This window comes from Scytonema sp. PRP1 (assembly GCF_036697665.2).
Classification (GTDB): domain Bacteria; phylum Cyanobacteriota; class Cyanobacteriia; order Cyanobacteriales; family Nostocaceae; genus Kalymmatonema; species Kalymmatonema gypsitolerans.
The window spans coordinates 63,809-90,736 of record NZ_JBAHYJ020000106.1 but is presented as its reverse complement, the minus strand read 5'-3'; the positions used below and the strand labels follow the sequence as shown (position 1 = coordinate 90,736).

General features: G+C 46.1%; 22 protein-coding genes and 1 pseudogene. 1 reads left to right on the top strand and 22 read right to left on the bottom strand.

The features are described 5' to 3' along the window. Positions 1-142: 142 nt before the first annotated feature. The 5 genes from V5G28_RS28290 to V5G28_RS28270 form a co-directional block, all read right to left on the bottom strand. Positions 143-3,622 carry a PAS domain S-box protein gene (locus V5G28_RS28290; protein ID WP_332991959.1) on the bottom strand — a complete coding sequence of 1,160 codons (3,480 nt, stop codon included), beginning with the start codon at positions 3,620-3,622 and terminating at the stop codon, positions 143-145. Continuing rightward, on the bottom strand, positions 3,619-8,388 hold the full coding sequence (locus tag V5G28_RS28285) for a PAS domain S-box protein (RefSeq protein WP_332991957.1): 4,770 nt from the start codon (positions 8,386-8,388) through the stop codon (positions 3,619-3,621). Before V5G28_RS28285 ends, V5G28_RS28290 begins: the two co-directional genes overlap by 4 nt. Then, positions 8,370-8,978, bottom strand: coding sequence for a PAS domain-containing protein (locus V5G28_RS28280; protein ID WP_336231393.1), 609 nt, complete (start codon positions 8,976-8,978; stop codon positions 8,370-8,372). The genes V5G28_RS28285 and V5G28_RS28280 overlap by 19 nt, the downstream gene beginning before the upstream one ends. Positions 8,979-9,164: 186 nt before the next feature. After that, positions 9,165-9,497, bottom strand: coding sequence for a hypothetical protein (locus V5G28_RS28275; RefSeq protein WP_332991952.1), 333 nt, complete (start codon positions 9,495-9,497; stop codon positions 9,165-9,167). Between the two features lie 226 nt (positions 9,498-9,723). Next, positions 9,724-9,957, bottom strand: a complete 234-nt coding sequence (locus V5G28_RS28270) for a hypothetical protein (RefSeq protein ID WP_332991950.1) — start codon at positions 9,955-9,957, stop codon at positions 9,724-9,726. 153 nt (positions 9,958-10,110) lie between these two features. On the opposite strand from V5G28_RS28270, the pseudogene V5G28_RS36900 reads away from it, so the two are divergent. Continuing rightward, positions 10,111-11,198, top strand: a pseudogene (locus V5G28_RS36900) (ISAs1 family transposase); the annotation flags it as partial. A 136-nt stretch (positions 11,199-11,334) separates the two neighbouring features. Here V5G28_RS36900 and V5G28_RS36895 read toward each other — a convergent pair. From V5G28_RS36895 to V5G28_RS28175, 17 genes are all read right to left on the bottom strand, one after another. Next, entirely contained in the window at positions 11,335-11,592 is a 258-nt protein-coding gene (locus V5G28_RS36895) for a UBP-type zinc finger domain-containing protein (RefSeq protein ID WP_096569228.1), read from the bottom strand. 67 nt (positions 11,593-11,659) lie between these two features. Then, entirely contained in the window at positions 11,660-11,782 is a 123-nt protein-coding gene (locus V5G28_RS28255) for a hypothetical protein (RefSeq protein ID WP_332991945.1), read from the bottom strand. A 21-nt stretch (positions 11,783-11,803) separates the two neighbouring features. Next, entirely contained in the window at positions 11,804-12,403 is a 600-nt protein-coding gene (locus tag V5G28_RS28250; protein ID WP_442994300.1) for a zinc-binding dehydrogenase, read from the bottom strand. Between the two features lie 251 nt (positions 12,404-12,654). After that, a complete protein-coding gene (locus V5G28_RS28240) occupies positions 12,655-14,310 on the bottom strand; it encodes an IS1182 family transposase (RefSeq protein WP_332986999.1) in 1,656 nt (551 codons plus the stop codon). Positions 14,311-14,809: 499 nt separating this feature from the next. Beyond that, on the bottom strand, positions 14,810-15,091 hold the full coding sequence (locus tag V5G28_RS28235; RefSeq protein WP_332991942.1) for an alcohol dehydrogenase catalytic domain-containing protein: 282 nt from the start codon (positions 15,089-15,091) through the stop codon (positions 14,810-14,812). A gap of 116 nt (positions 15,092-15,207) precedes the next feature. Beyond that, entirely contained in the window at positions 15,208-16,608 is a 1,401-nt protein-coding gene (locus V5G28_RS28230) for an ATP-binding protein (protein WP_332991940.1), read from the bottom strand. A 65-nt stretch (positions 16,609-16,673) separates the two neighbouring features. Beyond that, positions 16,674-17,162: a DUF3368 domain-containing protein gene (locus tag V5G28_RS28225; RefSeq protein WP_332991938.1), complete on the bottom strand. Its 489-nt coding sequence runs from the start codon at positions 17,160-17,162 to the stop codon at positions 16,674-16,676. Next, on the bottom strand, positions 17,152-17,406 hold the full coding sequence (locus tag V5G28_RS28220; protein ID WP_332991936.1) for a UPF0175 family protein: 255 nt from the start codon (positions 17,404-17,406) through the stop codon (positions 17,152-17,154). The genes V5G28_RS28225 and V5G28_RS28220 overlap by 11 nt, the downstream gene beginning before the upstream one ends. Positions 17,407-17,576: 170 nt before the next feature. Continuing rightward, positions 17,577-18,980 (bottom strand): ATP-binding protein, encoded by a 1,404-nt coding sequence (locus tag V5G28_RS28215; RefSeq protein WP_332991934.1) that lies wholly within the window; start codon positions 18,978-18,980, stop codon positions 17,577-17,579. A 33-nt stretch (positions 18,981-19,013) separates the two neighbouring features. After that, positions 19,014-19,400 carry a type II toxin-antitoxin system VapC family toxin gene (locus V5G28_RS28210; protein WP_332991932.1) on the bottom strand — a complete coding sequence of 129 codons (387 nt, stop codon included), beginning with the start codon at positions 19,398-19,400 and terminating at the stop codon, positions 19,014-19,016. Then, positions 19,400-19,621 carry a type II toxin-antitoxin system Phd/YefM family antitoxin gene (locus V5G28_RS28205; RefSeq protein ID WP_332991930.1) on the bottom strand — a complete coding sequence of 74 codons (222 nt, stop codon included), beginning with the start codon at positions 19,619-19,621 and terminating at the stop codon, positions 19,400-19,402. Before V5G28_RS28205 ends, V5G28_RS28210 begins: the two co-directional genes overlap by 1 nt. A 187-nt stretch (positions 19,622-19,808) precedes the next feature. Beyond that, entirely contained in the window at positions 19,809-21,473 is a 1,665-nt protein-coding gene (locus V5G28_RS28200) for an FAD-dependent oxidoreductase (RefSeq protein ID WP_332991928.1), read from the bottom strand. Between the two features lie 45 nt (positions 21,474-21,518). Then, positions 21,519-21,914: a VOC family protein gene (locus tag V5G28_RS28195; protein WP_096569203.1), complete on the bottom strand. Its 396-nt coding sequence runs from the start codon at positions 21,912-21,914 to the stop codon at positions 21,519-21,521. A gap of 434 nt (positions 21,915-22,348) precedes the next feature. After that, positions 22,349-25,006 (bottom strand): MGH1-like glycoside hydrolase domain-containing protein, encoded by a 2,658-nt coding sequence (locus V5G28_RS28190; protein ID WP_332991925.1) that lies wholly within the window; start codon positions 25,004-25,006, stop codon positions 22,349-22,351. A 178-nt stretch (positions 25,007-25,184) separates the two neighbouring features. Then, positions 25,185-25,322 (bottom strand): SDR family NAD(P)-dependent oxidoreductase, encoded by a 138-nt coding sequence (locus V5G28_RS28185; RefSeq protein ID WP_442994299.1) that lies wholly within the window; start codon positions 25,320-25,322, stop codon positions 25,185-25,187. Positions 25,323-25,433: 111 nt separating this feature from the next. Further along, on the bottom strand, positions 25,434-26,111 hold the full coding sequence (locus V5G28_RS28180; protein WP_332991923.1) for an NADPH-dependent F420 reductase: 678 nt from the start codon (positions 26,109-26,111) through the stop codon (positions 25,434-25,436). A 35-nt stretch (positions 26,112-26,146) separates the two neighbouring features. Beyond that, a complete protein-coding gene (locus V5G28_RS28175) occupies positions 26,147-26,896 on the bottom strand; it encodes an SDR family oxidoreductase (RefSeq protein WP_332991921.1) in 750 nt (249 codons plus the stop codon). Positions 26,897-26,928: the final 32 nt, after the last annotated feature.

Sequence of the window (26,928 nt, the reverse complement as noted above, 5' to 3'; positions counted from 1 at the left end):
CGACAATTTTTAACGCCAGCCTACTTATAGGACTCCTCCACAGATTTTTGAACGACACGTAAGTTGGGCAGTGCTTACCGTATTTTGCCGACTACATCCAGGTTTTGCTAAGCACTGCCCACCCTACAATACTTAAAATTTTTCATAAATCATTTAGGATTGCTATAGAATGAGTTGACATTTGGGCGATCGCCTCAATCAAGACTTCTGGATCAATTGGTTTGGGAATATGTAACTGAAATCCAGCGGCTAGTGCCTGCTGCTGATCGATTTCTCCTGCATAAGCAGTCAGAGCAATAGCTCTTATCTGACTATTTCTCTCGCTTTGCATTGCCCGAATTTGTCGCATGAGCATATAGCCGTCCATGTCGGGCATCCCAATGTCGCTTACTAGGACATCAAGCTTGGTCTGTGCTATGACTTGGAGTGCTTCCATCGCAGAAACCGCTGTTATGACGCTTCCTCCAGCCTGCTCCAAAATGAAGGCAATTAACTCTCTTGTGTCCACCTCATCATCGACAACAAGAATTTTCATGCTATTGAGGGGTAATTTGTCAAGCGTGGGATATGAGGCTTGATCTTCGTTGTTTATACTTAGTTCCGGCTTTAAAAGCGGTAAGCTGACAGTGAAAGTTGCTCCTTGCCCAACACCAGCACTTTCCGCGCGAACAGTACCACCATGCAGTTCGACTAAGTGACGGACGATCGCCAACCCTAACCCGAGTCCACCAAACTTGCGTGTTGTCGCGCCATCTTCCTGGCGGAAATACTCAAACACGTGTGGCAAAAAGTCAGGCTCAATGCCTTTGCCTGTATCGCTGACAGTAATTTGAGCGAGTGAGCCAACGCGCTGGAGGCGAATTTCGACCCGTCCGCCTGAAAGTGTGAATTTGACGGCGTTGGTGAGCAGATTCCAAATCACTTGCTGTAACCGAGCAGAATCACCTAAAACCTGCCCGATATCTGGGTCAAGCACTGTCTGAATTTGAATTGACTTGGCTTGTGCTGCCAACTGCACTGTTTCAATAGCTGCTGAAATCGTTGATGCCAAATTAACAGAACCCATATTGAAGCTGAGTTTGCCACGCAGAATGCGAGAGACATCTAACAAATCTTCAATCAGTTGCGCTTGAAGTTTGGCATTGCGTTCAATTGTTTGTAGCGCCTGAGTCGTTTTTGTGGCATCTAACTTGCCGGTGAGGAGCAACTTAGACCAACCGAGGATAGGATTGAGGGGCGATCGCAACTCGTGAGACAGCACCGCTAAAAATTCATCTTTTATACGGTTAGCGGTTTCAGCTTGGGCACGAGCGACTTGCTCTTGCTCTAGTAGCCGCTGGCGCTGTTGGTCGAGTTGTTTTTGATTTTCGATATCTGTTGCTGTACCAAACCACTTAATCACCTGACCCTGCTCATTTTTCAGCGGTACGGCTTGATGCAAATGCCAGCGATATGCTCCATCTGCTCGTCGCATCCGACCTTCTGCTCGATAGCTGGTACCCGCTTGTTGAGCTGCTGCCCAATTCTGGCTGAGAGTGGGTAGATCATCAGGATGGACGATGACTTCCCAGCCTGCGATTTGAGCTTGGGTAAGGGTTAATCCAGTAAAATCTGACCAACGTTGATTGATATCGATGAGCATTCCATCTGTGTTGGCAGTCCACACCAGTTGTGGAATCGATTCTGCTAAATACCGATAGCGTTCTTCACTTTGCCGCAGGGTTGCTTCGGTTTGTTTGCGATCAGTGATGTCGAGTGCGGTTCCAGTGAACCCAATCGGTCGTCGGGCTATGCCCTCTCCCTCGAATTGTGCCTGCCCGTTGGCTGATACCCAGCGTTCGGTTCCATCGGAGCAGACGATACGATAATCAATCTCGTAAGTGCCCGACAATTTGGGATCAAGCGCACTGCTAACAGCACTCGCTACGCGTGTCCGGTCTTCCGGGTGGATCCGCTCCATCACCCTAGGAAGGGGAATCTTGAATGCATCATCCGGCTCACCCCAAATCTCGCGCATCCGCTTGTCGATCTCAACGAGATTTGTGTCGGGGTCGTAACGCCAAATCCCAAGCCGACCCACCTTAATCGCGAGCTGCGCGCGCTCCTCGCTCTCCCGCAACGCTGACTCTGCTTGCTGTTGTTCAGTGATGTCCTGAAAAATTAGCACGATCGCATTGACGCTGCCAGATTCATCGTAAAGGGGAGCCGCCGAAATGCTGACGATTACCGTTGAACCATCACGCTTACAGCGATAGGTTTCCACGCCAGCAAAAATTTCTCCCTTCGCCACCGCAGCTCTGACCTGACGGCATTCTTCCCGTTTCTCTTCTGGAACAATCGGAATGAGTTGACCCAACACCTCGGTTTCACTCCAACCAAATACCCGCTCTGTCGCCGGATTCCAAAGCTGTACCGTCATGTCGGGTTTAATGACAACTATAGGCAGTGGGGAAGCTTTAATGAGGGTGCTCAGGGTTTGTAAGGTTTTTTGGAGTTCCTGTTGCGCTTGTTTGGGCTCGCTAATGTCGGCAGTGACACCAATCGCACGGATTGGCTGTCCGGCTTCGTCACGGATGATATCACCTCTGGAAATAACCCAGTGCAGTGAGCCATCCGACCAAACGATACGGTACTCTACATCGTATTCACCTTTACCAGCCACCGCTTTTTCAAAGACCTGTTCGGCTTGGTCGCGATCCTCTGGATATAAGCACTCGCGCCACTCGTCTCGATTCTGAGGACTCCTCGACAGTCCAAAAATTTGATTGAGCGCTTGATCGAACTGCACTGCTCCTGTGCGGAGGTCTACCTCCCAAGTGCCCATTTTTGCGGCTCGAAGGGCTAGCCTCAGTCGTGCTTCCCGTTCGCGCAATGCAACTTCAGCCTGTTTGCGATCAGTGATATCCCGGAAGAAAATGTCCAGACCATCCTCATGAGGATAGGCGTGAATCTCAAGCCACATATCGTATGTGGGTGGTTGGTAATAGTGATGCTCAAAGTGGACGGGAATCTGTTCTGCCATTGCCCGGCGATACTGGCGCTCTACGTTCGTCCCTACCGACGCAGACCACTCTTCCCAATGGGTCTTTCCAATGACTTCTGTCTGAGGTTTGCCATTAAGTCGCTCGGCTTCTGCATTCTGGTAAATGATCCGCCAGTCCCGGTCGAGAGCAACAAACGCATCACTTATGCTTTCCAAAGTACGTGTCACCCGCCGATTGGCTTCTCGCACTGCCCGCAAGCTTGCCTTGGTTTTCCGGTTAGCAACTTGCAACTGTGTGCAGAATAATGCGATGAAAAATGACACGAGCGAGAACGCAATCAATTGCACCAAGCGATTCGCACTAGTGATGGCAAATGAGTGGATCGGCTCAATAAAGAAGTAGAGGCTGTAGCCAACTCCCAAAGCGTTCGCCAGCAATCCCGGTCCCATTCCGCCATACCAAGCACTGACTGCAACAGCCGCGAAAAACAGCGGAAATATCACCGGATTTAGCAGCGGCAGAAGCAGTTGGGTTAACAAGAGGGCTACTGTCGCTGCCAGAATCGCAACCCCATAGGATAGCAACCGAGAGCGGATAAAGATTTCCTTATGTACAGTCCCCGTCGTCTCATGAATCATTTGCGCTCATCCGACAGTATAGTAGAATGAGTTGACACAATTTGGGCGATCGCCTCAATCAGTTCTTCTGGATCAACTGGTTTGGGAATATGTAACTGAAATCCAGCCGTGATCGCCTGCTGCTGATTGATTTCTCCTGCATAAGCAGTCAGAGCGATCGCTGGAATTAACCCCCCTTGTTCTGGTGGCATAGCTCTCACTTGGTGCAACAATGTATAGCCGTCCATTTGAGGCATTGCAATATCTGCTAACAAAATATCGAACTGGTTTTGCTTCAGCCTTTGCAGCGCTTCGGTTGCAGAAGACACAGACATAACACTAGCACCAGCTTGCTCTAAAACGAAAGTGACTAATTCTAAATTGTCTACATCATCATCAACAGCCAGAATTTGAATTCCTTGCAAAGTGAGTGCGTCTTGCATAAATGCCTCCTCTTGAGTTGCTGAAGCCGTTGTCGGCATAAGGGGAAGCATAACGCTAAACGTCGCTCCCTGTCCTTCTCCTAAACTGTCAGCTTGGATTGTTCCCCCATGTAGCTCAACAATGTGCCGTGCGATCGCCAGCCCCAACCCCAAACCACCAAAAGTGCGAGTGATACTGCTATCTGCTTGACGGAAATAATCGAAGACATAGGGCAAAAAATCAGGCTTTATACCTTTGCCTGTATCACTAACAACAATCTCTGCTTGGTTTTCAACCTGCTTGAGATGGATTTCTACACGCCCACCATTCGGAGTAAATTTAATAGCGTTGGAGAGCAGATTCCAAATGACTTGCTGTAAACGAGTGGCATCGCCTAAAACATTACCCACATCCGATTCAAAATGAGTTTGAATTTGAATCGTTTTGGCTTGGGCTGCCAAATCTACTGTTTTGAGCGCCGCTGCAATTGTCGATTTTAAATCGATAGGGCAAGAATTTAAACTAAGCTTGCCTTGCAAAATCCGAGAAATATTGAGTAAATCTTCAATCAGTTGAACTTGTAGCTTGGCATTACGCTCAATGGTTTCTAGAGCAGCTGCTGTCTTGCTAGCATTGAGTTTGCCTTCTCGCAACAATTTCGTCCAACCTAAAATTGGGTTCATAGGTGTTCTCAGTTCATGTGAGAGAACAGCAAGAAATTCATCTTTTGTCCGGTTTGCTGCTGCACTACGCGCCGCTTCGCGAACGGCTGCGGCTAGTGCCTGTTGTTCGGCTTCATATAATTGGGCACGGACTATAGCTTGAGCACACTGTTGAGCCAAGGCAAGGATAAACGCTCGGTCATCGTCGCTTAAAGGTGAGAATTGAGTAAAGTTGAGAGATATTCCTCCAACTGCTCGACCCTCTACCATGAGAGGTAACGAAATCCAACTAGCGTAATTACACTGGGCGTAGTATTCTGCCAAGTGAGGATAACGAGCCACTCGTGCTTCGGTCGATTCTTCCCAAATCGGTTCTCCAGTTCTTACAGCTTCAGCCAGTGGTACTTGTGTTGTGATTGGAAAGCAACGCCATTCTCCTATATCTTGTGGATACCCAATAGAATAGACGATTTCAAGCTCCGTACCATTTTTATTTAGAATTGCCATCATAGCAGAGCAAGCATTCAAAACGGCGGTACTTTGCTCAACAATCACTTTAGCAACTTCAGTGGGAGTCAGCGATTCAGAGAGTGCTGCTGTGACTGATAAAAGACGTGCATTACGGTCAGCAGTTTGCTCTGCTTGTTGGCGTGAGAGTTGAGCTTGTTGATAGAGTTGAGCATTGGCGATCGCCATAGCCGCCCGGTCTGCCAAATTTTGAAATAAAGTTTGGTCATTGATATTGTGAGGTTTTCCGGGATGATTGCGAGTCAGGCTCAACACTCCAATCGCTTGTCCTCGTACCTTAAGTGGCACAAGCAAGGTGCTGTAAACCCTAAAGCGCTCCAAGTAGCGCTGATACTCTGGTTTGATAACGGCACGTAACTCCTCCTGTGATGTCACTGGCATCAAAAGGGCAACTCCAGTCTGCATCACTTGTCCCCCAATCCCTTCATCAGCACGGCGAGGATAACTGCTTAACAGTTCATTCACAAACTGTCTTACCTCTGGATCAACATGGTAAACAGAAACAGGCTCAAGCCACTGCCCATCTTCAGAAAGGAGACTCAGGACGCAAACATCACCTGTATATTCACTAACAAGTTGAGTGATAGTGTTCAAAACCGTTTGCAAATCTAAACTCGCCGCTGCAAACGTTTGCGATGCTTGAGCGAGAAAACGCTCTTGTTGCTCAACTCGCTTGAACTCAGTAACATCACGGGCATAGCCAATGATTGATTCGACCGTCCCATCGGCTGCAAACTCGGGTACAAAACGCGATTGATACCAACGGGTACCATTAAGCGCTTCAAAGTTAAACTCTATCGAACGGCTTTGCCCAGTTGTAAATATCTGTTGCCAGTTTTCATGCCAAAGTCTGCAACTCTCTGGTGCCATACCTAAGTCAATATTGGTTTTGCCAATGAATTCTTCTGCTGGAATACCAGTCACCTGTTCGATAGCAGGACTGACATAAATATGGCGAAATTCTGAATCGATTCGACTGATGATATCTGGGGAATTTTCAGCTAAAGTCTTGAACCTTTGTTCTCGACGACGGAGTTCCGCTTCCATCTGTTTGCGATCGCTCACATCCTGCACAACTCCCAGCATACTCAGGACATCTCCTGAAACACTATACTGAGCACGTCCTTTTGCTGCAACCCATCGTTCGGCTCCATTGGGATGAATCACCCGGTATTCAATGTCATAATCATGCTTGTGGCGGATTGCTTGCTCAACCGCTAGACGAGCCTGCTCTCGGTCTTCGTGATGAAGTAGGTCGCGCATATGCGTCCAAGTCATATAAGGACCAGACGGAATGCCAAAAATTTCGGCTGCTCGTTGAGAAAATGTGACAATATCTGTTGCTGCATCCCAACTCCAATCTCCCATTTTCGCAGCTGCCAAAGCCAGACTTAATCGTTGAGCATTTGCTGCGAGCGCTTGTTCTGTTTGTTTGCGATCGCTAATATCAATCGATACCCCTACCATCCGTACAGGACCATCAGCATCTTTGTATACTCGTCCCTGGCTGCGGAGCCATCTTGCCGTTCCATCCGGACCAATAACGCGGTATTCCTGAGCGTAGTCTTCTTCTCCGTTGAGCGCACGCTCATAAGCAAAGACGACACTTTGCCGATCTTCAGAGTGGACGACAGCAAAAAAGTCTTCTCCCGTTCCTTCTTGAATTCCCCAAACCTCAAGGGCATTGGGAGAGCACACGACATGATTTGCCCTCAAATCCATATCCCAGGCGATCGTGCCTGTTCCAGACAAGGCAAGCTGTAACCGTTCCTCGGTCTGTCGCAGATTCTCCTCAATTTGCTTCAACCTAGTGACATCCTGGAACATACCAATGCAAACAGCGGAATGTCCGTACATGGGCGGTAATGTTTCTCCCCAGCACAGAGTTGAGCGAATACCACCAGGTGTATGCCAGTTCATCTCATAGTTTTCTAATTTTTCTCCTCTTGCTAGGAGAACCGCAGGCATTCGCTCAGTCGGAATGCGCTCACCTGCTCCATCTGTGCAGTAGTATGCCGAGGCATATTCTTCAAGGGATTTGTTTTTGGGTAAGTCACCACCTGCCAGTTGATTGGCAATTCGATTGGCAAAAGTTACCTTTGCTGTTCCCGGTTCGATGAACACCATAGGCGTCGGCATTAAATCAAGCACCGCTTCCAACCATTTCTGCTGGTTCTCTAATGCCTCGGCTTGTTGCCGCAGAGCTTCTTCTGCTTGTTTACGGGCGCTTATATCATGTGAGATGCCAATCACTTGCTGGGGTAACCCATCGTGTGTGCGGGTGAAAATAAGATCCCGACTCCAAAGCCAACGCCATTCTCCATTAGCATGCTGCATCCGATACTCTCGCTCAATAATTTCACCATTTTGAGCGTGATCAAAGCGTTCCAAGTGGTTAGGAAGAGTGGCAAAATCGTCAGGATGCATGAGTTGAGGAAACAGTTCGCTTCCCATTGCCTGAATTTGTTCTGGGGTATAACCCAGGAGTTCGCCAATGTGACGATTCGCATAGACATTGCGCTGCTCGATTAAATCATAGATATACAACACACCAGGCGTGGCATCGGCAACCTGTTGGATGAATCGCTGGCTTTGCTGAAGTTGCAACTCTACCTGTTTGCGGGAGCCAATATCTTGAAACACCATCACGCAAGTTGCTGGTTGCCCATGCATTGCGGGTAAGGTATCTGCATCAACGAGCAGCGAGTAAACACCTGTTGGAGTATGCCAATTCAACTGCGCCCCATGAATTTTTTCGCCTCGTGCCACCCGGACTGCTGGAAGTTGCTCGGGCGGGATGAGTTGCCCTGTGGCATCGGTGCAGGAAAACTCTGCATTATACACTCCAGCAGGGCGATTATCAGGAATTTTACCTCCTGCCATCTCATTTGCCGCCTGATTGGAGAAGGTGAAGCGAGCCGTTTGGGGTTCAATAAATACCAGTGGAATGGGCAGCAGATTGAGTACCGCCTCCAGCCATTGGCGTTGACTAGCTTGAGCTTGTGCGTTCTGCTGGAGTAGTTGTTCCAATTTCTTGCGCTCAGTAATGTCCCGAACGAACAGAGAAAGTCCTTCAGCAGACGGGTAGGCATGAACTTCCCCCCAAGTGTCCAAAGGAGCGTAATAATCCTCGAAGACAAGAGCAGTTTGTTCATCTACCGCTTTGTGCAGCATGCGTTCAACGTTGGTGCCGCATAAAGAGGAAACACATCCCAAACGCGCTGACCAATGAGTTCGTTTCTGCTCTTCTTTAGTAGCCGTACGGCGGCTTCGTTAACGTAGATGTAGCGCCAGTCGCGATCATAAGCAATGAAACCATCAGTAATGCTTTCGAGAATGTGAATGACTTCGCGATCGCCCCCTGGGCGGCTCCCTTTGGGAGCATCGCCTTGTAGTGCTGCTTGGGCTAGCTGAGGTGGAGTTAAATCTTGCTGGCGCGACTGCAAAGCTTCAATGGTTCGTTGCAGTTCAACAATTTGCATTTGCAGTTGTGCATTGGCTTGAGACAGTTCCGACGTTCGTTCTGCCACAAGTCCTTCTAAGTCGTGATCAGCTCTTTGTTGCGTTTCCTCTGCTTGATGACAAGCGTCCAGCTTGCCGTTGCTACTAAGGTTCTTGAAAGACAAATCAGATTGCAAGCTACGAGCATAGCGTTTCACCAACTCAGAACGGGAAATACCACGTTCACGCGCCTGCTGCTTTAGAATCTGCCAAGCTGTCTGGTTAGGGATAGGTTGACTGCTTGCTTCGGTTCTTTTTCCCAACTATGGATAAATTTTCCCGTTCTGTCACGCTTCATTGAGGTATTATCCGTATACCTATACGGCTATTGCTAATTTTATCAAATCTAACTACATTTACTTATGATTTACTTATGGGAATCTCTCATAAAAATGACAAAAGCAGCCGACTGTCCGGCAAACTTTTGCTGAAAATAATCGATGAAAGCCTTAAAGGCTTATATTATAGTTAAATCTGCCAAGCAATTGAATGATTTCTGTAAGCATTACCTTCAAGATAGAGCGACCATTGGCACTAGCCCACGGAGGTAGAATAAGTAAACTCTGGATCACAAACCATAAGGCTAGAAAATATTTGTTTTGATGCCAATAAACATTTGCCAAATGTGCCAGTGCTAACCCTTTTGCCTCTTGGTGTTTCGTTTCACCGGCAATAGTGAAAGCTTGATCGCAATAGTCAATGGCTAGTTGAGGTTGTTTCAAGCAACCATAGCAGAAGGAGAGATGAAACAGGACTGCTGCTTCTGTTGGAGGCTTGCCCAACCCAAAACTAATGGCAGTTTAACACCAAAGATATCTATACAAAGTAAACTTTGTATAGATATGTGAACAAGGTTGGAAGTATTTGACTTCACCTTCAACTTTGTACTCACTCTAAGTGGACAAGATTGATTAGCTCGACCTCCGATTTTCAGTGAGCGCTAAATCGTCAAAGCTTTTCAAATCATCGGAGCGTAGCGTGTCCGTGCGTCCTCCGGAGGAGCTTGCGCTAACGGCGATCGCGCAGCGTGTGCGGAAGACTCAGCCGTACCGTGCCCTTTGCGCTTAGGCTGGCGACAAGACTTATAGCGTTTTGAAATGGTGCAAAGCGATGCCAAGCGATGGGCAAAGCCCCGCCAAGGGCGATCGCATAACTTCCTAAAGCTACGTGAGTTCGATGTATCCTGATTTGACCCCGCTTCCATTCCTCTCCCCTTGTAGGGGAGAGGCTTAAAAATCCCATTTTTACGTAGCTCCTCCCTCTCCTTGCAGGAGAGGGAGGTTGGGGGGCTTTGCGGTCCCCTCTCCAAGCAGGGCTGTTTCATTCCCTAAAACAGGTAAAATTGCAAGTGTTGAGGGGATAAAAATCATGGGTGCTTCTCTAATTGAACATTTGCGGCAAGTTGAAGATTTCAGAACTTTAGATGGCCGAAGACATCCATTGTGGTTGGTGTTGCTGTTTGTAATAATGGGCACCATGAGTGGATATGTTGGGTATCGTGCATGGGGAGATTTTGTCAAACGGCATCGTCAAGTGTTGATAAAGACGTTTGAAATACAAAAACACGGTGTCCCTTCATACTCAACTATCAGGCGTATAGTCATGGGAGTCGATTTTGATAAACTTGCCACAAAGTTTAATCATTGGGCGCAAAACTACGTTGATTTCAATGAATCGGAGTGGTGTAGTATCGACGGTAAAAGTATTAAAGGAACACTCCAAGACTACGAAAAATCATGCCAAAATTTTGTCAGTATTGTATCAGTGTTTGCAAGTAAAAGAGGACTGGTTTTAAGCATGGAAAAATTTGAAAACAAGGAGAAGAGCGAAATCGTAATTGTGCAAAACTTAATTGCTGTCTTGGATATAAAAGATGCTGTATTCAGCTTGGATTCTTTACACTGCCAAAAAAAACTTGTCAGTTAATCATAGACAGTGGCAATGATTACGTCATTGCTGTTAAAGGCAATCAGCCAAAATTAAATCGCCATATTCAACGCATTGCTGCACAAAAAAAACCAACGAGTCGTTATATTGAGACCGAAAAAACTAGGAATCGTGTGACAACTAGAACTGTAGAAGTTTTTGATGATTTAAATGGAATTGACTCGTCTTGGGTGGGAATTAAGTCTTTAATTCGAGTCGAAAGAACTGGAACACGAGCAGGTCAACCATATCATGAGATTGTCTGTTACATCAGTAGCCTCATTCACACAGCACAAGAATTTGGACGTGGTATTCGCGGTCATTGGTGTATCGAAAATTGCCTCCACTGGGTGAAAGTCGTAGTTTTCAAAGAGGACGATTCAAAAATACGTATCGGTCATGCCCCCGCAAATCTCTCCATATTGAGAGCGTTAGCGAAGCTCCTCCTCAGGAGGCTCGCTCTCAATATACTCCGTCGAAATGGTCATGCTTCCATCACAACTGCTCAAAGATTTCTTTGTCATGATATTGACAAACTTCTAGCCCTTGTGGAATGAAACAGCCCTGCTCTGGGGATGGGGGGAAAGAGGTTCGTCGAATTCACATTAAAGCTGTTACAGTAGGATCTAAATTCCAAGAAGTTGCAATGGCTTAATTGGATAAAGCTGAACTCAGGTTAACCAATTCAAACTTCTACACGAAAGTCTTATCGATGTAGCACCACCTCCAGTCCTCGCCAGGCTCGAAAGACTTCACAACCGGATGCCCAGTACCGTGGAAGTGCTTAGTGGCGTGTTTATTTTTTGACGAGTCACAGCAGCCAACGTGACCGCAAATGAGGCACTGGCGCAAATGCACCCACCTATCGCCCATCTTGAGACATTCTTCGCAGCCGTTGGCGCTGGGTGTAACGTCGTGGATTTCATTGAGATGCGTACAGTTTGTGCTCATAGGATTATCCTGATGTCTGCCTTAATTGTGACATTTAAGGCAACTCAGCACCCATCCAAAATTGAAATTAGGGTTGCATCATCACCTTAATCGCTTCCCTGCTGTCCATTGCTGCATATCCAGAGGGAACGCCATTGAGGTCAACGGTGAGATCCAAGACGGGGGAAGAGTCCAGTTTACCTGCTACCACGTCGGTAACTAGTTCGGGAATCTAGGCACGGGCTGGCGCAACTCCGCCGCGTAAGGCGATGTTTGAATAGAACATCCGCGACAGGTTTATTGTCTCGCTACCGTGGGGTACTCCCACAAAGCCGATCGCCCCGCCAGGACGCGCAATTCCTATTGCTGTATCCATAGATGATTCGGTTCCGACACATTCCAGCACCGACTCCACCCCGCCCTTGGTCATCTCCTGAACTTCGCTAATCGCCTGCTTATCTCTACTTGTTACCACATCGGTAGCCCCGAAGCGCCGCGCAATTTCTAAACGTTTTTCATGACGACCAAGGATAATGATCCGTTCTGCTCCCAACCGCTTCGCTGCCAGTACGCCGCACAGCCCAACAGCACCATCGCCAATGACCGCTGCTGTACCCCCTGGCTGCACTCCAGCAGAAACCGCCGCGTGATGACCAGTTGACATGACATCGGTGAGAGGCAGAATTGCCTTGAGCATGGCATCATCACCCTCGACTGCGGGCGGTACTACAACCAGGGTGCCGTCAGCAAAAGGCGCACGTACCGCTTCTGCTTGCCCGCCGTCGTTGGATTCTCCGCCCCAAAAGTCACCTTGGATGCAGGAAGTTTGCAAGCCTTTACCACAGAATTCGCAGGTGCCATCGGAAAAAGCAAAGGGGGCAAGGACTTAAGAAGGCAGAAGTACGCTCGTCTGAAGGCAGCTATGTTTCCCCACGCTTGAAAGCGGGGGATTTAATAAAGTTCGCACTTTTTTATTTGTCTCCATAAATAAATGATGCTGTTGGCGAATAAGTGAGGGGTGAAAGCAATATGGTGGGATACCAAAGTAAGAGTGAAAATAGTAAAGAGAAAATCAAATAAAACTTAGGTAAAAGCACTCGGAGCAAGAGCTGCAAAGCGAGAAGTGCGAGTCTTGGCTTTAGGTATACCCTCAAGCCAACTGACAATGCGTGTGAGGTTAATGGCAGTGGCGGTAAGAAGATGCTGTAAGTGTGTCTTAGCTAAACCGATGTATCGGCTACGACGTAACCCAAACCGCACACAAGCTTGGGAAATAGCCCCCTCGACGCCGGCGCGTTGTTGGTAGCGCCTTTTAAACTCGGAAGTAGCTTGTTGGATACGAGCTGCTTGCAAAGCTTGATGCTGGGATTGTGGTCTGAGTTTGAGCAGACGTGGAGCGCGGGCAGCACGGGTACATTGTGCTCGCAGTGGACAGACTCGACAGTCAATCGATGCAAAGCGAACTTCACTCACACAAGTTCCGTCGTTTTCGATGCGTTCACACCAAGCTTTACTGGTATGGCCTGCCGGACAAACAACCGTTTGGGAGTGCCAATCAATGGTAAAGCACTTAAGGTCAAAACCATTGTCACTTTGAGCTTGCCAACTAGTGTCAGGCATCACAGGTCCTGTCAACTCAAGTTGATAATTTTGCTTGGAGTCGAGCAGGTGCTGTGCACTCACATAGTTCGTATCGACAAAATGCTCTTGGGGTAAAAGTGCTTTGTCGGCTAGGTGTTGATGAATGATGGGTGTCATTGCCCCGTCAAAAGTGGTAGCGGCAGTTGTTTCGACATTTGTAATCAACGAAGGTAACTCACAGTCGCAAGTTTCGGTCAAATGTACACTGTAGCCAGTCCAGTTTGTATTTCGTTTTGTACGGTTGCGGGCTTGTATGTCGTAGGGTGACTGAATCAGCAATTGGTTGGGTGGTAAGTCATCTGTTCTCCAACTTAAGTTTTCACCTTGGAGATAGTATTGTTGTACCCAAACCAAACGTAAAATTTCCACTGCACTAACCGAAGCCAGTTCAGCCGGTGTGTTGGTACTATACACCGCCATCAATAACTGATGTCCATCCCGACCGATCACTAAGGCCAAATCCAGTTGTTCTGCTTTCGTCTTAGGTAGACGATACTGCTCAAACCGATGACTATAACGGTCAAACCAATCTTGGCTAACAATCGATAACAACCATTCTGGTGCAATGGTTGCTAATTCATTCAAGCAGTGGCGTAACGTTTCTCCCACACACTCAAGTCGATTTAATTGTCGAATCGCAGCTATCACATGGGTGGAGTCGGTTCGTGCCTTGCCGCGACTTTTGAGCCATCCTTTTTGTTTAAATTCCTCAAGTATCTTCTCCAGTATTTGATGCTCTCGCCCTCGCGCTATCAGCCTGCCACGAAATTCGCTCAATACTGAGTAATCAAATCCGCTATCAGTGATTTCTAACCCTAAAGCATACTTCCAGTCGATTCTCGATCTGACTGCCTCTGCAGCTTGACGGTCGGTTAACCCCTCCGCAAATTGCATCACGCTAATCAACGCCAATTGTCCTGGCGAATATGCACTCTGACCACAATCACTCCGAAATAGCGTTTCAAACTCCTTATCTGTGTAAATCTCTCCTAAACTGTCCCGCATTTTCATGTACACATTTCCTTTCGGGAATGCCGATGTTGCTATCCTTGCCGTTTCTTGTGGTATCTCCCACTCCGATTTTGGATGCACACTCATCTATGTTCCCCCTGTAATGTTGCGCTTACCAGTTTCTCTGCTTGACAGCTATTGTCAGTGCTCTGATTATTTTACTTAAGCACTCTCGACCCTGCTTGACTCTCTAGAGTATCCCTGCCTGCACCAGCCACAAGTGTATTTGAAACACTAGTGTTTTCAACTACTGATTTTTGAGCCAGTTGCAGCAAGAGCGGTGACTGCCCGCTTTAATAACTCGAATACATCACTAGTAAACTTTATAGCGGGCGGTCAGCAACTGGCATCGGGGGGAGTCCTGAGGGCGGGCGGTAGCCCCCCTCGTGCCACTAGGACTCAACCCGACAATCTCCGTTTGTTCCGCCTTTAGTGCCATCATCACGAATAACTTGATTCAACTCTGTTGTATCTCCTTAATTTTTCTTGTCGTGCTTGACCCCTAATTTATTCGCCAACAGCATCATAAATTCAGGGGCTTTAGACCATCTGGCAGAGCACATAGGACCTGCTTTTGTATTAAAACTTACAATCTTTCCTTCTGCCCTCTGCCCTCTGCCTTTCTTCGGTAATCCCCTTTTTTAATATTGCGGACTTCGGAACCAACTTCCTCGACTACGCCCATCCACTCGTGACCTGTGCGCCACCCCGGTTTCCAATTATCCAACCCTCGGTAAAACCACAAATCGGAACCGCAGATGCAAGCGTGGGTGATTCGGACAATTGCATCGGTGGGCTGCTGAATCTTCGGGTCGGGAACGTTTTCAACTCGCACGTCGCCAGGTCCGTGGTAAACAGTTGCTCGCATTGTCTGAATCCTTAGGAATTATTTTTTGCACCAAATAATAACGCTTCCTCGCTGAGGTGATATACACCTTCGGGCTTAAGCCTGGCGCTTGATAAACTTTAGGTAAAATCAGCAAATTACGACAAATTCATCGGCAACCGTACCTGAAACCTGGTGTCCCCTGGCTGAGACAACAGCCGAATATCACCTTGATGCTGTCCCACAACAATCTGGTAGACAATGTGCAAACCTAACCCAGTCCCCTCACCGACTCCTTTAGTTGTAAAAAATGGCTCGAAAATGTGAGACTGAACCTCTGGCGGAATTCCCGGACCATTGTCAGCAATTTCTACAAGCAAAAAGTCACTTTCACAATTGGTGCGAATCCAGATTTGACCACCTTGCCCGTTGACAGCATCGATCGCATTATCAATCAAATTCGTCCAAACTTGATTGAGTTCTCTGCCATAAGCACTAATCAGCGGTACGTCACAGTCATACTCCCGCGTAAGCACTACATTACTGTGCTTTAACTTGTGATTTAAAATTGTCAGAGTACTTTCTATACCTTCATGTACGTCTATTTCCTGTAGAGGTGCCCGGTCCATGTAGGAATAATCTTTGACTGCATCAACTAAGGTAGAAATTCGCGTCGTAGAATGCTCAAGTTCGTCTAACAAACCCCATTCTTGTAATGTTATTTCTGTCCAAGTTAGGACGTTACCAAGCAAGAATTCACCTACATTTTTCTTAACATTCTCCAGCCATTCGATATCAAGCCCTGCTGTAACTAGCGTGGGAGCAAGCTTCCAACCATTGCCAACGTTGTGTGCTTCTAGCCATTGCATCACCTCATCCTCGCGATCGCTTTGCGTTAATGGATCGAGTCTGGTTGCTGTTTTAGCACTGGCTATTGCATCTTGCTGCAATTTGGCAACAAACGCTTTTTGGTCGCAGGTCATTTCTTTTTGATTCAGCTTTACTGTTAAAGGCTGCAACACTTGCCTAGTTTGGCGTAATTGTCCCACGGCTCTACGACATGCAGAAGCCGGGTTATTCAACTCGTGTGCCAATCCTGCTGCTAAAGTGCCTAATGCTACTAGTTTTTCTCTGTGTTGTGATATCGTTTGTACCGCTTGCAACCGTTCTGCCATTGTGCGGAGAATTGCCGTCATGACGCAAGTACAACTCGAAAGCATTTCCCAAAACACCTGGTTTGGCAATTCTAGAATGTGGCTACGAGTCACAGCACGACCAGTAGCCCAGAAATGTGTCTGACCCATTAACACAGGCAATTCACCAAACAGCGTTTTTGGTTCGTACATCGCCAGCAAAATCTCTTGATTGCCAACTTTTTGTGTAATCCGAACTTGACCTTCAAGTAGTATAAAAACATGCTCAGCAGGTTCACCTTCATGGCGATGAATTTCTCCAGGTTCTCGCCATACCTCGACACCTTGATCAAGTAGCCATTGCAACTGTTTGTCTGATAACTTAGAGAACAGAGGAACTTGCCGTAAAGTTTCGATATTAAGCATGATGACACCTTGAAGTGTAAGTATTTAATTAATAGTTAAAGTACTGTTTTAAATAGGTTTTCAAATTACTCTCCGGCTTGTTGTTTGAGCAGATTCACCACACTATCAGATAACCATAAACCTGCATCGCGTAAAGCTTCAATTCCTGAAGATACGTTTTTAATCAGTCCGCGTCGTTTCGCTCTTATGAGTATGCCTCCCGTACCAATGGTAGTGATGCCCAAAGCTTGACCGCAACGCCGCGCTGTATCGTCAACAATAGCTGCACTGTTAGCTGAAGTTTTCAGAGCTAGACTCAACACTTGTGATTCTCCCTTGCCTAAATCCCAAGCAGCAACTTCAGGGGCGAGCCCGGTAATTTCTACTCGTTTTATCCAAGAAATGCCAGGTAGTTGTCTTGATGCTGCATCATCTTCACCTGCCATCGTAACTTCTTCAAAGACACCTGAAGGAACTAATATTTCCGCAAACAATTGCGGTAGTAATTCTGCTTGCTGACTTTTAAACAGAACAATAAGAGGTGAGGAGTTAATGATGACGCGATTAATCGACATTCCCTATTTCCTCGGCTAATTCCTCAGTAGTATATTGCATAAAATCTACTTGGTAACGAGACAAAGCATTAATAAACTCTGCCCGAGTAAGTCCAGCAATTTCTGCCGCTTTCCCTTGAGAATTTTCGCCTAATTCATACCATTTTACTGCTGCGGCGATTCGCATTTCTTCGACAAATTCTTCGGGATTTTTGCGGAGGGCAGAAAATACACTTTCCGGTAATTGGATTGGTATTGTTCTCATATAAACTCCTTTATAAATAACTCCAGTTCGACACCGTAATATTTGTAAGTACGACCCATTGGTATCATGCCAAGCCGTTGAGTCACCCGAATTGAAGCGTGATTTTCAGGCTTTACTACAGTATAAATGACTGGTAATTCAAGGATTGCATCCAATCAGGCGTGAAAATTCTACTCACAAACCTTTTGACACGAATTTACACCTTGAATAGGCAAATGCACTCGAAAGCGTGTCTCACCAGGTTTCGATTCAAACCGAATATCACCGTGATGTTTGTTAACAATAATGCGATAGGCAATTTCTAAACCTAAGCCTGTGCCTTTACCCACTCCTTTAGTTGTGAAAAATGGTTCAAAAACGCGGGATTGAATTGCTAATGGAATACCTACCCCAGTATCGCCAATTTCCACAATCAGACAATTATTTTCTCTATAAGTACGAATCGTCAAATCACCTTTGCCTTTCATTGCATCTATGCCATTGTCAATTAAATTTGTCCACACTTGATTAAGTTCACTGGCATAAGCACAAATTTTTGGCAAAGTGCGGTCATACTCTCGCTTAACGATGACTCCCTTTTTTAGGCGATGATGAAGAATGAGCAAAGTATTTTCAATTCCCTCATGCACATCTATTTCTTGCAGAGGGGCTTGATCCATGTAGGAATAACCTTTAATTGCTTTCACCAAATCGGAGATACGGACGGTACTTTGCTCAATTTCATGGATCAGCCCGAAGGATGAAAGTGTTGCTTCTAGCCACGTAAGGACATGACTCAGACAGTCAACGGGGATGTTGTCAGCAAGAGTATCAAGCTTTTCAGTGTTTAGTCCAGCGTTAACTAATGTGGGGGCAAGTTTCCAACTATTACTGATATCATGGTCTTCTAACCAGTCTGTCACTTCGTCTTCTTGATCGCTACAGGTAATAGGGTCGAGTTTGGGCGAGTGACAGGCGTGTAATGTTGCTTGATGTTGAATCTCTGTAATGAATTTTAGTTGCTCTTTGGATAATAAATTGAGCGCTAAAGCTTGAGTTTGCAAGTTTTGAAAATTCTCGCGCAACTGCGAAGCCGCCCGTCGCGCCGCCGCCCCTGGATTATTCAATTCGTGTGCCAAACCTGCTGACATTTTACCTAAGGCTGCCATCTTCTCTTGCTGCCGCAGTTGCACTTCCACATCTTTGGTGCGTCCTGCCATTGCGCTGAGAATCACCTCAGCAATAGGGGAACATTCAGTGAGGATATGTCTAAATGTTTCAACGTCAATTTGCAAAACGCGACTGGGTGCGATCGCATGCCCTGAGGCGATCGCACCCGAACCTGTTAGCATCGAAAGTTCACCCATGAACTCACCACGACGATGAACAGCCAGCACTTTCGTTTCAGCGCCAACTTGCTTAGTGACTTCAATTTCCCCTTCTAAGACAACAAAAAAGTGATATTTTGAGTCACCTTCACTAAACAACACATCACCTGCATTAAGTTCTATTTCAGTACCAAACTGCTTCATCTCGTCCAAAGCATCATCTGGTAACTTAGGAAACAGCGTCATATGATTTGAGTCGTGCAGCATGGCAACTCCTTATATTAAATAAATAATTGTTACTTACCACAGCCGTTCAATAGGATAGGCATCAAAAGCTGAATCTACACTTAAAACAGGTATTTTTTCTACGATAGACTGTGCAATTAAAAGTCTGTCAAATGGATCACGATGGTGAAAAGGTAGAGTAGCAACAACAGCAAGGTGGTCGAGGTTGATGTTTAGCAAATTGAAGTCATTAAGACTGAGTTGCTGCTTGATAAACACCTCAAATGGCACATGAAAACTTAGCTTGCCTGTACTTTGTTTAATTGCTATTTCCCAGACACTAGCTGTACTTAGCAGCTTTTCGTTATCCTGATTCTCAATGAGTGCCCTAGCTTGGTTGCTGATTTTTGTATTGCCTGTAAAAAACCAAATGAATGTGTGAGTATCCAGCAGCAGCCTCATTACATATAATCCTTAAAGTCTTCTAGCGGTTCATCAAAATCATCTGATATTGTAATCAAGCCTTTAGCACTTCCAAACAGCGAACGACGTTCAGGCGACACTGGAGTTAGTTTGACAACAGGTTGATTGTCTTTTGTAATCACAATTTCTTCACCACTTAAGGCAGCTTCAATTAATTCAGGCAGATTTTTAGATGCTTCAGCGAGAGTTATTTCTTGCATGGCTGTCACCTTTGAGTTGTAAATCAATGTTGACATCAAATCCAAGAGATTCCCAGTATTAAGGTTTTCAGTTCATTGCAATACACCGTGCTTGTAGAGGCACAGCAGTGCTGTACCCCTACAATGTGGTAAATGCAACGCCAGAATTGCTGTATCTGGTAGACAACTTGTGAACTCATTTCAAGGATCACAACACGTTGCTAAGGTATCGATGAACGAACTGAACACAGATTGAACCTTCACCAACGCCAGAAGCAACTCGCTTCACGGAACCATGACGCACATCACCCACAGCGAAAACGCCAGGGACGTTCGTTTCTAACAAATAGGGATCGCGTTCTAGCGTCCATCCCTTGATGCGTTGCCCATCTTTTTGCAAATCTGGACCTGTTATGATATAGCCGCGATCGTCTCGTGCAATGACACCATCTAACCACTCAGTGCGGGGAACGGCACCAATAAAAATAAACAGTGATGTTGCAGGAACGGTTTGCGTTTCACCTGTCAAAGAATTGTGAATAGTAAGTGCTTCTAAACTTGTTTCTCCTTTTGCCTCTATCACACTGCTATGTGTCTTGACAATGATATTTGGTGTTTCTGCAATTTGCTCAATCAGATACTGAGACATACTCTTAGTTAGGGAGTCGCCACGGACTAGCATCGTCACTGTGTGCGCGTATCTCGAAAAGTACATTGCAGCTTGTCCGGCTGAGTTTGCCCCACCAATGATATAAACTTCTTCTCCTTGGCAACTCATCGCTTCAGCCTGTGCGGCACCATAGTAGACTCCTGCACCCGTCAAACGGTCTAGTCCAGGCACATCTAACCGCCGCCACGACACACCCAACGCTAAGATCATGGCGTGGCAACTGATTTCGCCACCGTCTCCCAGTTGCACAATTCGATACTGGTCTTCTAAGCGGATACCCGTAACTTCTTGTGGAGTAAGAATTTCAACGCCAAACCGTCTTGCTTGAGTCACAGCACGCCGTGCTAAATCGCCACCACTCAAGCCTGTGGGAAAACCAAGGTAATTTTCGATACGCGAGCTTGTCCCAGCTTGTCCGCCTGGGGCTTCACGTTCTATCATCACCGTGCGTAGCCCTTCTGATGCGCCATACACCGCAGCTGCTAAACCACCAGGACCGCCACCAACGATAATCAAGTCATAAAACGGTTTTTCTGCTTGAGTTCGCAGCCCAATCTTCTCAGCAATTTGCAAGTTGGTTGGCTGTATAAGATGAGAACCATCAGCAAACAGGACGACGGGCAGGTTTACTTTATCTCCGCTAGCATATTCTGTGAGTTTTTGTCCTTCTTCTGATAATTCAATATCCATCCACTGGTAAGGCACTTGATTTCGCGCTAGGAAATCTTTCGCCTGATGGGAATGGGGCGACCAGCGATTACCGATGACGCGAATCCCTTCAAATGGTGGGTGGAAGTTTGCTTGCCAGTCTTCGAGTAAATCGTCGAGTATTGGATACAAGCGTTCTTCTGGCGGGTCCCACGGCTTCATCAAGTAGTAATCAATTTTTGTATTGTTGATGGCGCGGATAGCAGCATCGGTATCTGCATAGGCGGTGAGTAAAGCACGTTTTGCTTCCGGGAACATAGGCATGGCTTGTTCCAAAAACTCCACGCCGGACATTTGTGGCATCCGTTGATCGACAAGAAACAGTGACACTGGCTGATTACGGAGTTTGAGTTGTTCCAAAGCTTCCAATGCACTCGCACCAGATTCGGCGCGGATAATTCGGAAGCGATCGCCATACTCTTGCCGTAGATCCCGCGCCACAGCTTGCAAAACTTCTGGGTCATCGTCAACGGTTATGATTACAGGTTTAGCCATAGCGCTTCGGTGACCTCCCTTGTTTAATTACTGGTTTTTTATATATCACACAAGAAATTCGTATAAGCCAATGAGAGTTCCGTCTGGATCTCGAAGATAAGCTGTTTTGATTCCAAAGTAGGGATTATTCATAGGTGCTGCGGTAAATTGCACCCCTTTATGTCTTAATCGCTGATATTCCTCCTCTAAATCATGCACAGTAAAAATCAACGCCACAGTATCTTGACATTCAGCATGAGCAGGCTTTTCTGAGTTGTGAATCAATTGTGCCATTTCTTGCCGCCGGAATAGACTTAGTCTCATATCTCCGGCTTGAAACTCAGCATATCCGTCTTCTTCATTTTCTACAGCAACGTCAAATTCTATGACATTTTTGTAAAACAAGAAACAAGCCTTCCAGTCTTTGACAAGTAATCTTGTATATGATTTTCCAACTTTCATTAACTTTTTCCCTTTTTTCTTCGCGTCCTTCTGTTCTCCTGTCGGATACGTTGCGCGTCTGCGTTATAAATAGAGAGCGGATTTCAGCTAAGGTAGGCATTGCTCACCAATATCTCAAATGTCCATTACATAAGCTTTTACGGGCAATGCCCACCCTACGAATTATGGTCTAATCATCTCAAAAGCGCTCTTATTACAACAGATGCTCAAATTTTCCTTAGGACAAGCGTAAGGCATATAAGTGCGATGACCTGATAACTTGCACCATTCTCAACAAGGAGGAGGCGGTCGCCTCCCAGCCCTCGTTCCCAGGCTCAGCCTGGGAACAAGAATATAGAGGCTTTGCCTCTTATTGATATTGGTGCAAGATGTCAGATGACTGTAACCAACAATATCAAGAGACAGGCACATTTTTGCACCTTTAATCGCTGATTTTATAATTCTTTGCCATGTTCTGTGCATCGCTGAATCATTTCTGCGACGAGACCCGTCCAACCAGTTTGATGACTAGCACCCAAACCTGCGCCGTTGTCTCCATGAAAGTATTCGTGGAAAAGAATTAAGTCACGCCAATGTGGATTAGTTTGAAACACCTCGGTACCACCATAAACAGGTCTGCGTCCAGAGGAATTTCTGATAAAAATCTGACCAAGCCTGTTAGATAATTCAATTGCCACTTCGTTTAAGGTCATCTGATTGCCAGAACCTGTTGGACATTCCACCTTGAATGAGTCGCCCATGTACTGATGGAACCTTTGGAGTGATTCAATAATTAAATAATTCATCGGAAACCAAATTGGACCGCGCCAGTTAGAGTTACCACCAAACAAATCAGTGCAGGATTCGGCTGGTTCGTAGTCCACTCGGTACTCATGACCATTTACCGTTAGGATGTAAGGATGCTCCTGGTGATATTTGGAAACAGAGCGAATGCCATAAGGACTCAAAAATTCTGCTTCATCTAACATTTTTTCCAGAATACGATGCAACTTATCTGTATTGGTGATTGCCAGCAATTTGCGGTGACCTGCCCCTAAGCTTTGCATACAGGCGATACCTGAAGTCAAGTCAGGTCGGTTTTTGATAAACCATTCTGTTCTTCGTTTGAAGGAAGGCAGTTTTTCTAAAATTTCTGGTTCTAGCGTTCCCACAGCAAACAAGGGAACCAACCCCACGACTGATCGCACTTTCATCGGGCAATGATGACCATCAGGAAAATGCAGCGCATCGTAGTAAAAGCCATCGGCTTCATCCCACAGTGCTATATCATTGTTGCCAATGCCATCCATCGCACTCGCAATGCGAAGAAAATGCTCAAAAAATTTGCTGGCAATGTCTTCATAAACTGGCTCATCTTTTGCCAGTTCTAGGGCGATTGTCAGCATATCCATGGAGAACATACCCATCCAACTGGTACCATCAGCTTGTTCTAAGTAGCCACCTGTGGGAAGTTCAGAACTGCGATCAAACACGCCAATGTTGTCTAACCCCAAAAAACCGCCTTGAAAGATATTCTTGCCCTCGATATCTTTGCGGTTTACCCACCAAGTAAAGTTGACGAGTAGCTTTTGAAACACACGCTCTAAAAATTGCTTATCAGCGCGTCCGTACATCTTTTGCTCGATCTCGTAGATGCGCCAAGCTGCCCAAGCATGAACTGGAGGGTTGACATCACTCAACGCCCATTCATACGCGGGAAGTTGTCCGTTGGGGTGCATATACCATTCTCGCGTCAGCCGGCTAAGTTGCCGCTTGGCAAAGTCTGGGTCAATCATGGCTAATGGTATCAAATGAAACGCCAAATCCCAAGCAGCAAACCAAGGGTACTCCCATTTATCCGGCATTGAGATGACATCATCATTAAAAACGTGTAGCCATTCGGAGTTTCTGCCCTTTTGACGCGACTCTGGTGGCGGTGGACCCGACGGATCGCCTTTTAACCAATCTTCGACTACATAATAGTAAAACTGTTTACTCCACAACAGCCCTGCAAATGCTTGTCGCTGGACATTGCGTTCATCTTCGGATGCAGGAAAGGGAGAAATGCGCCGATAAAATTCATCGGCTTCTCTGGTGCGATCGCCCAAAATAGTATCAAAATTAGCCCCGAATGGTTCTGCCAATTCTGGATTGTCACAAAGTCGCAACTGCACAGTTTTGGTTTCGCCGGGTGCGATCGTCAAGATATAATGTGCTGACATCTTGGTGCCAATTTGATTAGGATTTACTGCATCTTTACGACCCTGAATCAGATAATCGTTAATCCCGTCTTTGGCGTAGGCACAAGCATTATTCACACCAAATAATCTTTCACAATTTGTCTCGTTTTCTGTAAACAGCAATTGTGTCGCTTCGTTGCAGTATAGCCATCTGTTTCCTAAAGTTGATTCAAAAGCTTCGATCACACTGAGGTGATTATCTGATTTTAAGACTTTAACAAAAGGCTTTTCTTGATTGGGATACCAAGACCAAGTATTGCGAAACCATAGCGTTGGTAACAGATATAGAGTTTTTTCCTCTGGTCCTCGGTTGACTACACTGATTTGAATGAGAATATCTTCTGGTGTATTTTTGGCGTATTCAACGAATACATCAAAGTAGCGGTCTTCAGCAAAAACACCTGTATCGAGCAATTCAAACTCGAATTCTTTACGACCTCTGGAGCGGTTTTCTTGTACAAGTTGAGTATATGGAAAAGCAGCTTGTGGGTATTTATAAAGACATTTCATGTAAGAGTGTGTCGGGGTGTTGTCGAGATAGAAATAGTATTCTTTGACATCTTCCCCGTGATTGCCTTCATTTCCTGTTAAGCCAAAAATTCGTTCTTTGAGAATTGGGTCTTGACCATTCCACAAAGCGATCGCAAAACATAATCTTTGATGGTTATCAGAAATACCAGCGATCCCATCTTCACCCCAACGATAAGCGCGGGAACGGGCGTGGTCGTGGGGTAAGTAGTCCCAAGCACTACCGTCAGGGCTGTAGTCTTCGCGGACAGTTCCCCATTGCCGTTCGCTAAGGTACGAACCCCAGCGTTTCCAGTAGGCGGTGCGATCGCGATCTTGCTGCAATCTTGCTTCTTCTTGGGTCATGATTTTCCTCTTATAGCGGTTTGCAACCCGGAGTAAGGTACACCAAAGAAATAATTAACCACAGATGGACACAGATGGACACAGATAAATACTTGACAAATAGCCCTATCATTACTTTAGTTAATGCTTTGCGTCCAGCCGCCATTCACACGCAAATTCGCACCATTAATGTAACCACTTAGAGCACTTGAAACAAACTGCGACCATGTACAACAACGCTGACTCCCTCGCGGGCTAGTATTTTAGCGATCGCTTCACCGATGCCGCTACTGCTGCCAGTTACCAAAGCTCTTTTTCCATTGAGTTGTAAATCCATGTTGAGTTGATTTTCCCTTTTTTCTCCTAAGTCTTAGTCTCATGCGACTTTCGCACAACTAGTAGGGTGGGCAGTAAGCGCCCACCCCACACATTTGAGATTTAAAAAGAATTACCGATACCCTGCGTTTCGACCGCCAAGACGCTGTTTTTTAGCTTCTGAAAGCTTATTGACAGAAATAGTTGCATATGAGCCAAGTTTCATTCCACCAATCATAAAACGGATAAAGTCCCCTAAACCTTCAACCATGCGAGCGCTACGTAACGATCCGCAGTCAATAGGAGAAAAACCTATTTCTTCAGCTAGCGTCATGACTGTTTTCTTAGCCTGCTCGTTATCAGCACAAATGAAACACGAAACGTTATATTCCTTGAGTGGTTCGGGGCTTAATTCAAAAACTTCTTGCGCCATTGTGTTAAATGCTTTAACCACATGAGCATTCGGCACATTTGCTGCCAGTTTTTCAGCGAGTGATTCATCGAAAATAGGTTCAAAAGCAAAACCTTCAGGAATCTCCCGGTTATTACAGTCAATCAAAACCTTGCCTGATAGAACCTCGGTTGAGGACAGCACGCTAGAAGGCATTTCACGGACTGAATAGAAGATGACATCGGCAAATGCAACTGCTTCATCATTGGTTCCGCCTTTGGCTCGGTGTCCCGCAAATTCGGCTACAGATTTACCCTTCTCGGAGTCGCGGGAACCGAAAAAAACTTCGTGACCCTGTTCTGCCCACAAGATCCCCAAAGACCTTGCCATATTTCCTGTACCAATCGTGCCAATTTTCATGTCTTAGAGTCTTTTAATAGAAATTGGACAAAAAGCTACAATTCTTGCTCAGTTGGACGGATTAAAATTTCATTGACATTAACACGAGGCGGCTGAGTTACGGCATAGGCAATCGCAGCAGCAATATCCTCGCTTTCGAGTACCGTTAATGACTCATAAAACTGGTCTGTCAGCTGCTTAAACTCTGGGTTGGTAATCTGGTCAGCTAATTCTGTTGCCACCCCACCTGGCTCAATCACAGTAACGCGGATTTTGTCTTTATAAACCTCTTTCCGTAAAGCTTCACTGAAAGCACAAACTCCAAATTTAGTGGCATTATATACTGCATAATTAGGTACCGCAACGCGACCAACTACAGAGGAAATATTCACAATATGTCCTCCGCCTTGAGCTTTCATTAAAGGTAGGGCAGCATGGGTAGCATACATCAAACCCAGTAGGTTGATGTTAATCATACGTCGCCAATCTGAAGTATCTGCACCTTCAACTGGACCAACAAGCATCACACCAGCGTTATTGACCAAGATATCCACACTGCCGAAATTGCTGTTAGTCTGGTGAACCATTTCAGCCACTTGGGCTTCATCGGCAATATCTGTAACGAGGGAAAGCGCCTTTCCACCACCATCTGTAATCTGTTTTTCCAACTTCTGCAGTCGTTCAGCGCGTCTTGCTGCCAATGCCACCTTTGCTCCCTCCGCTGCTAGGGCTAGGGCGGTTGCCTGACCAATGCCCGATGAAGCGCCAGTAATTAGCGCAACTTTTCCATCTAATTTTTGTGCCATTTTTGACTCATATGTAGAAATGAAATTCAAAT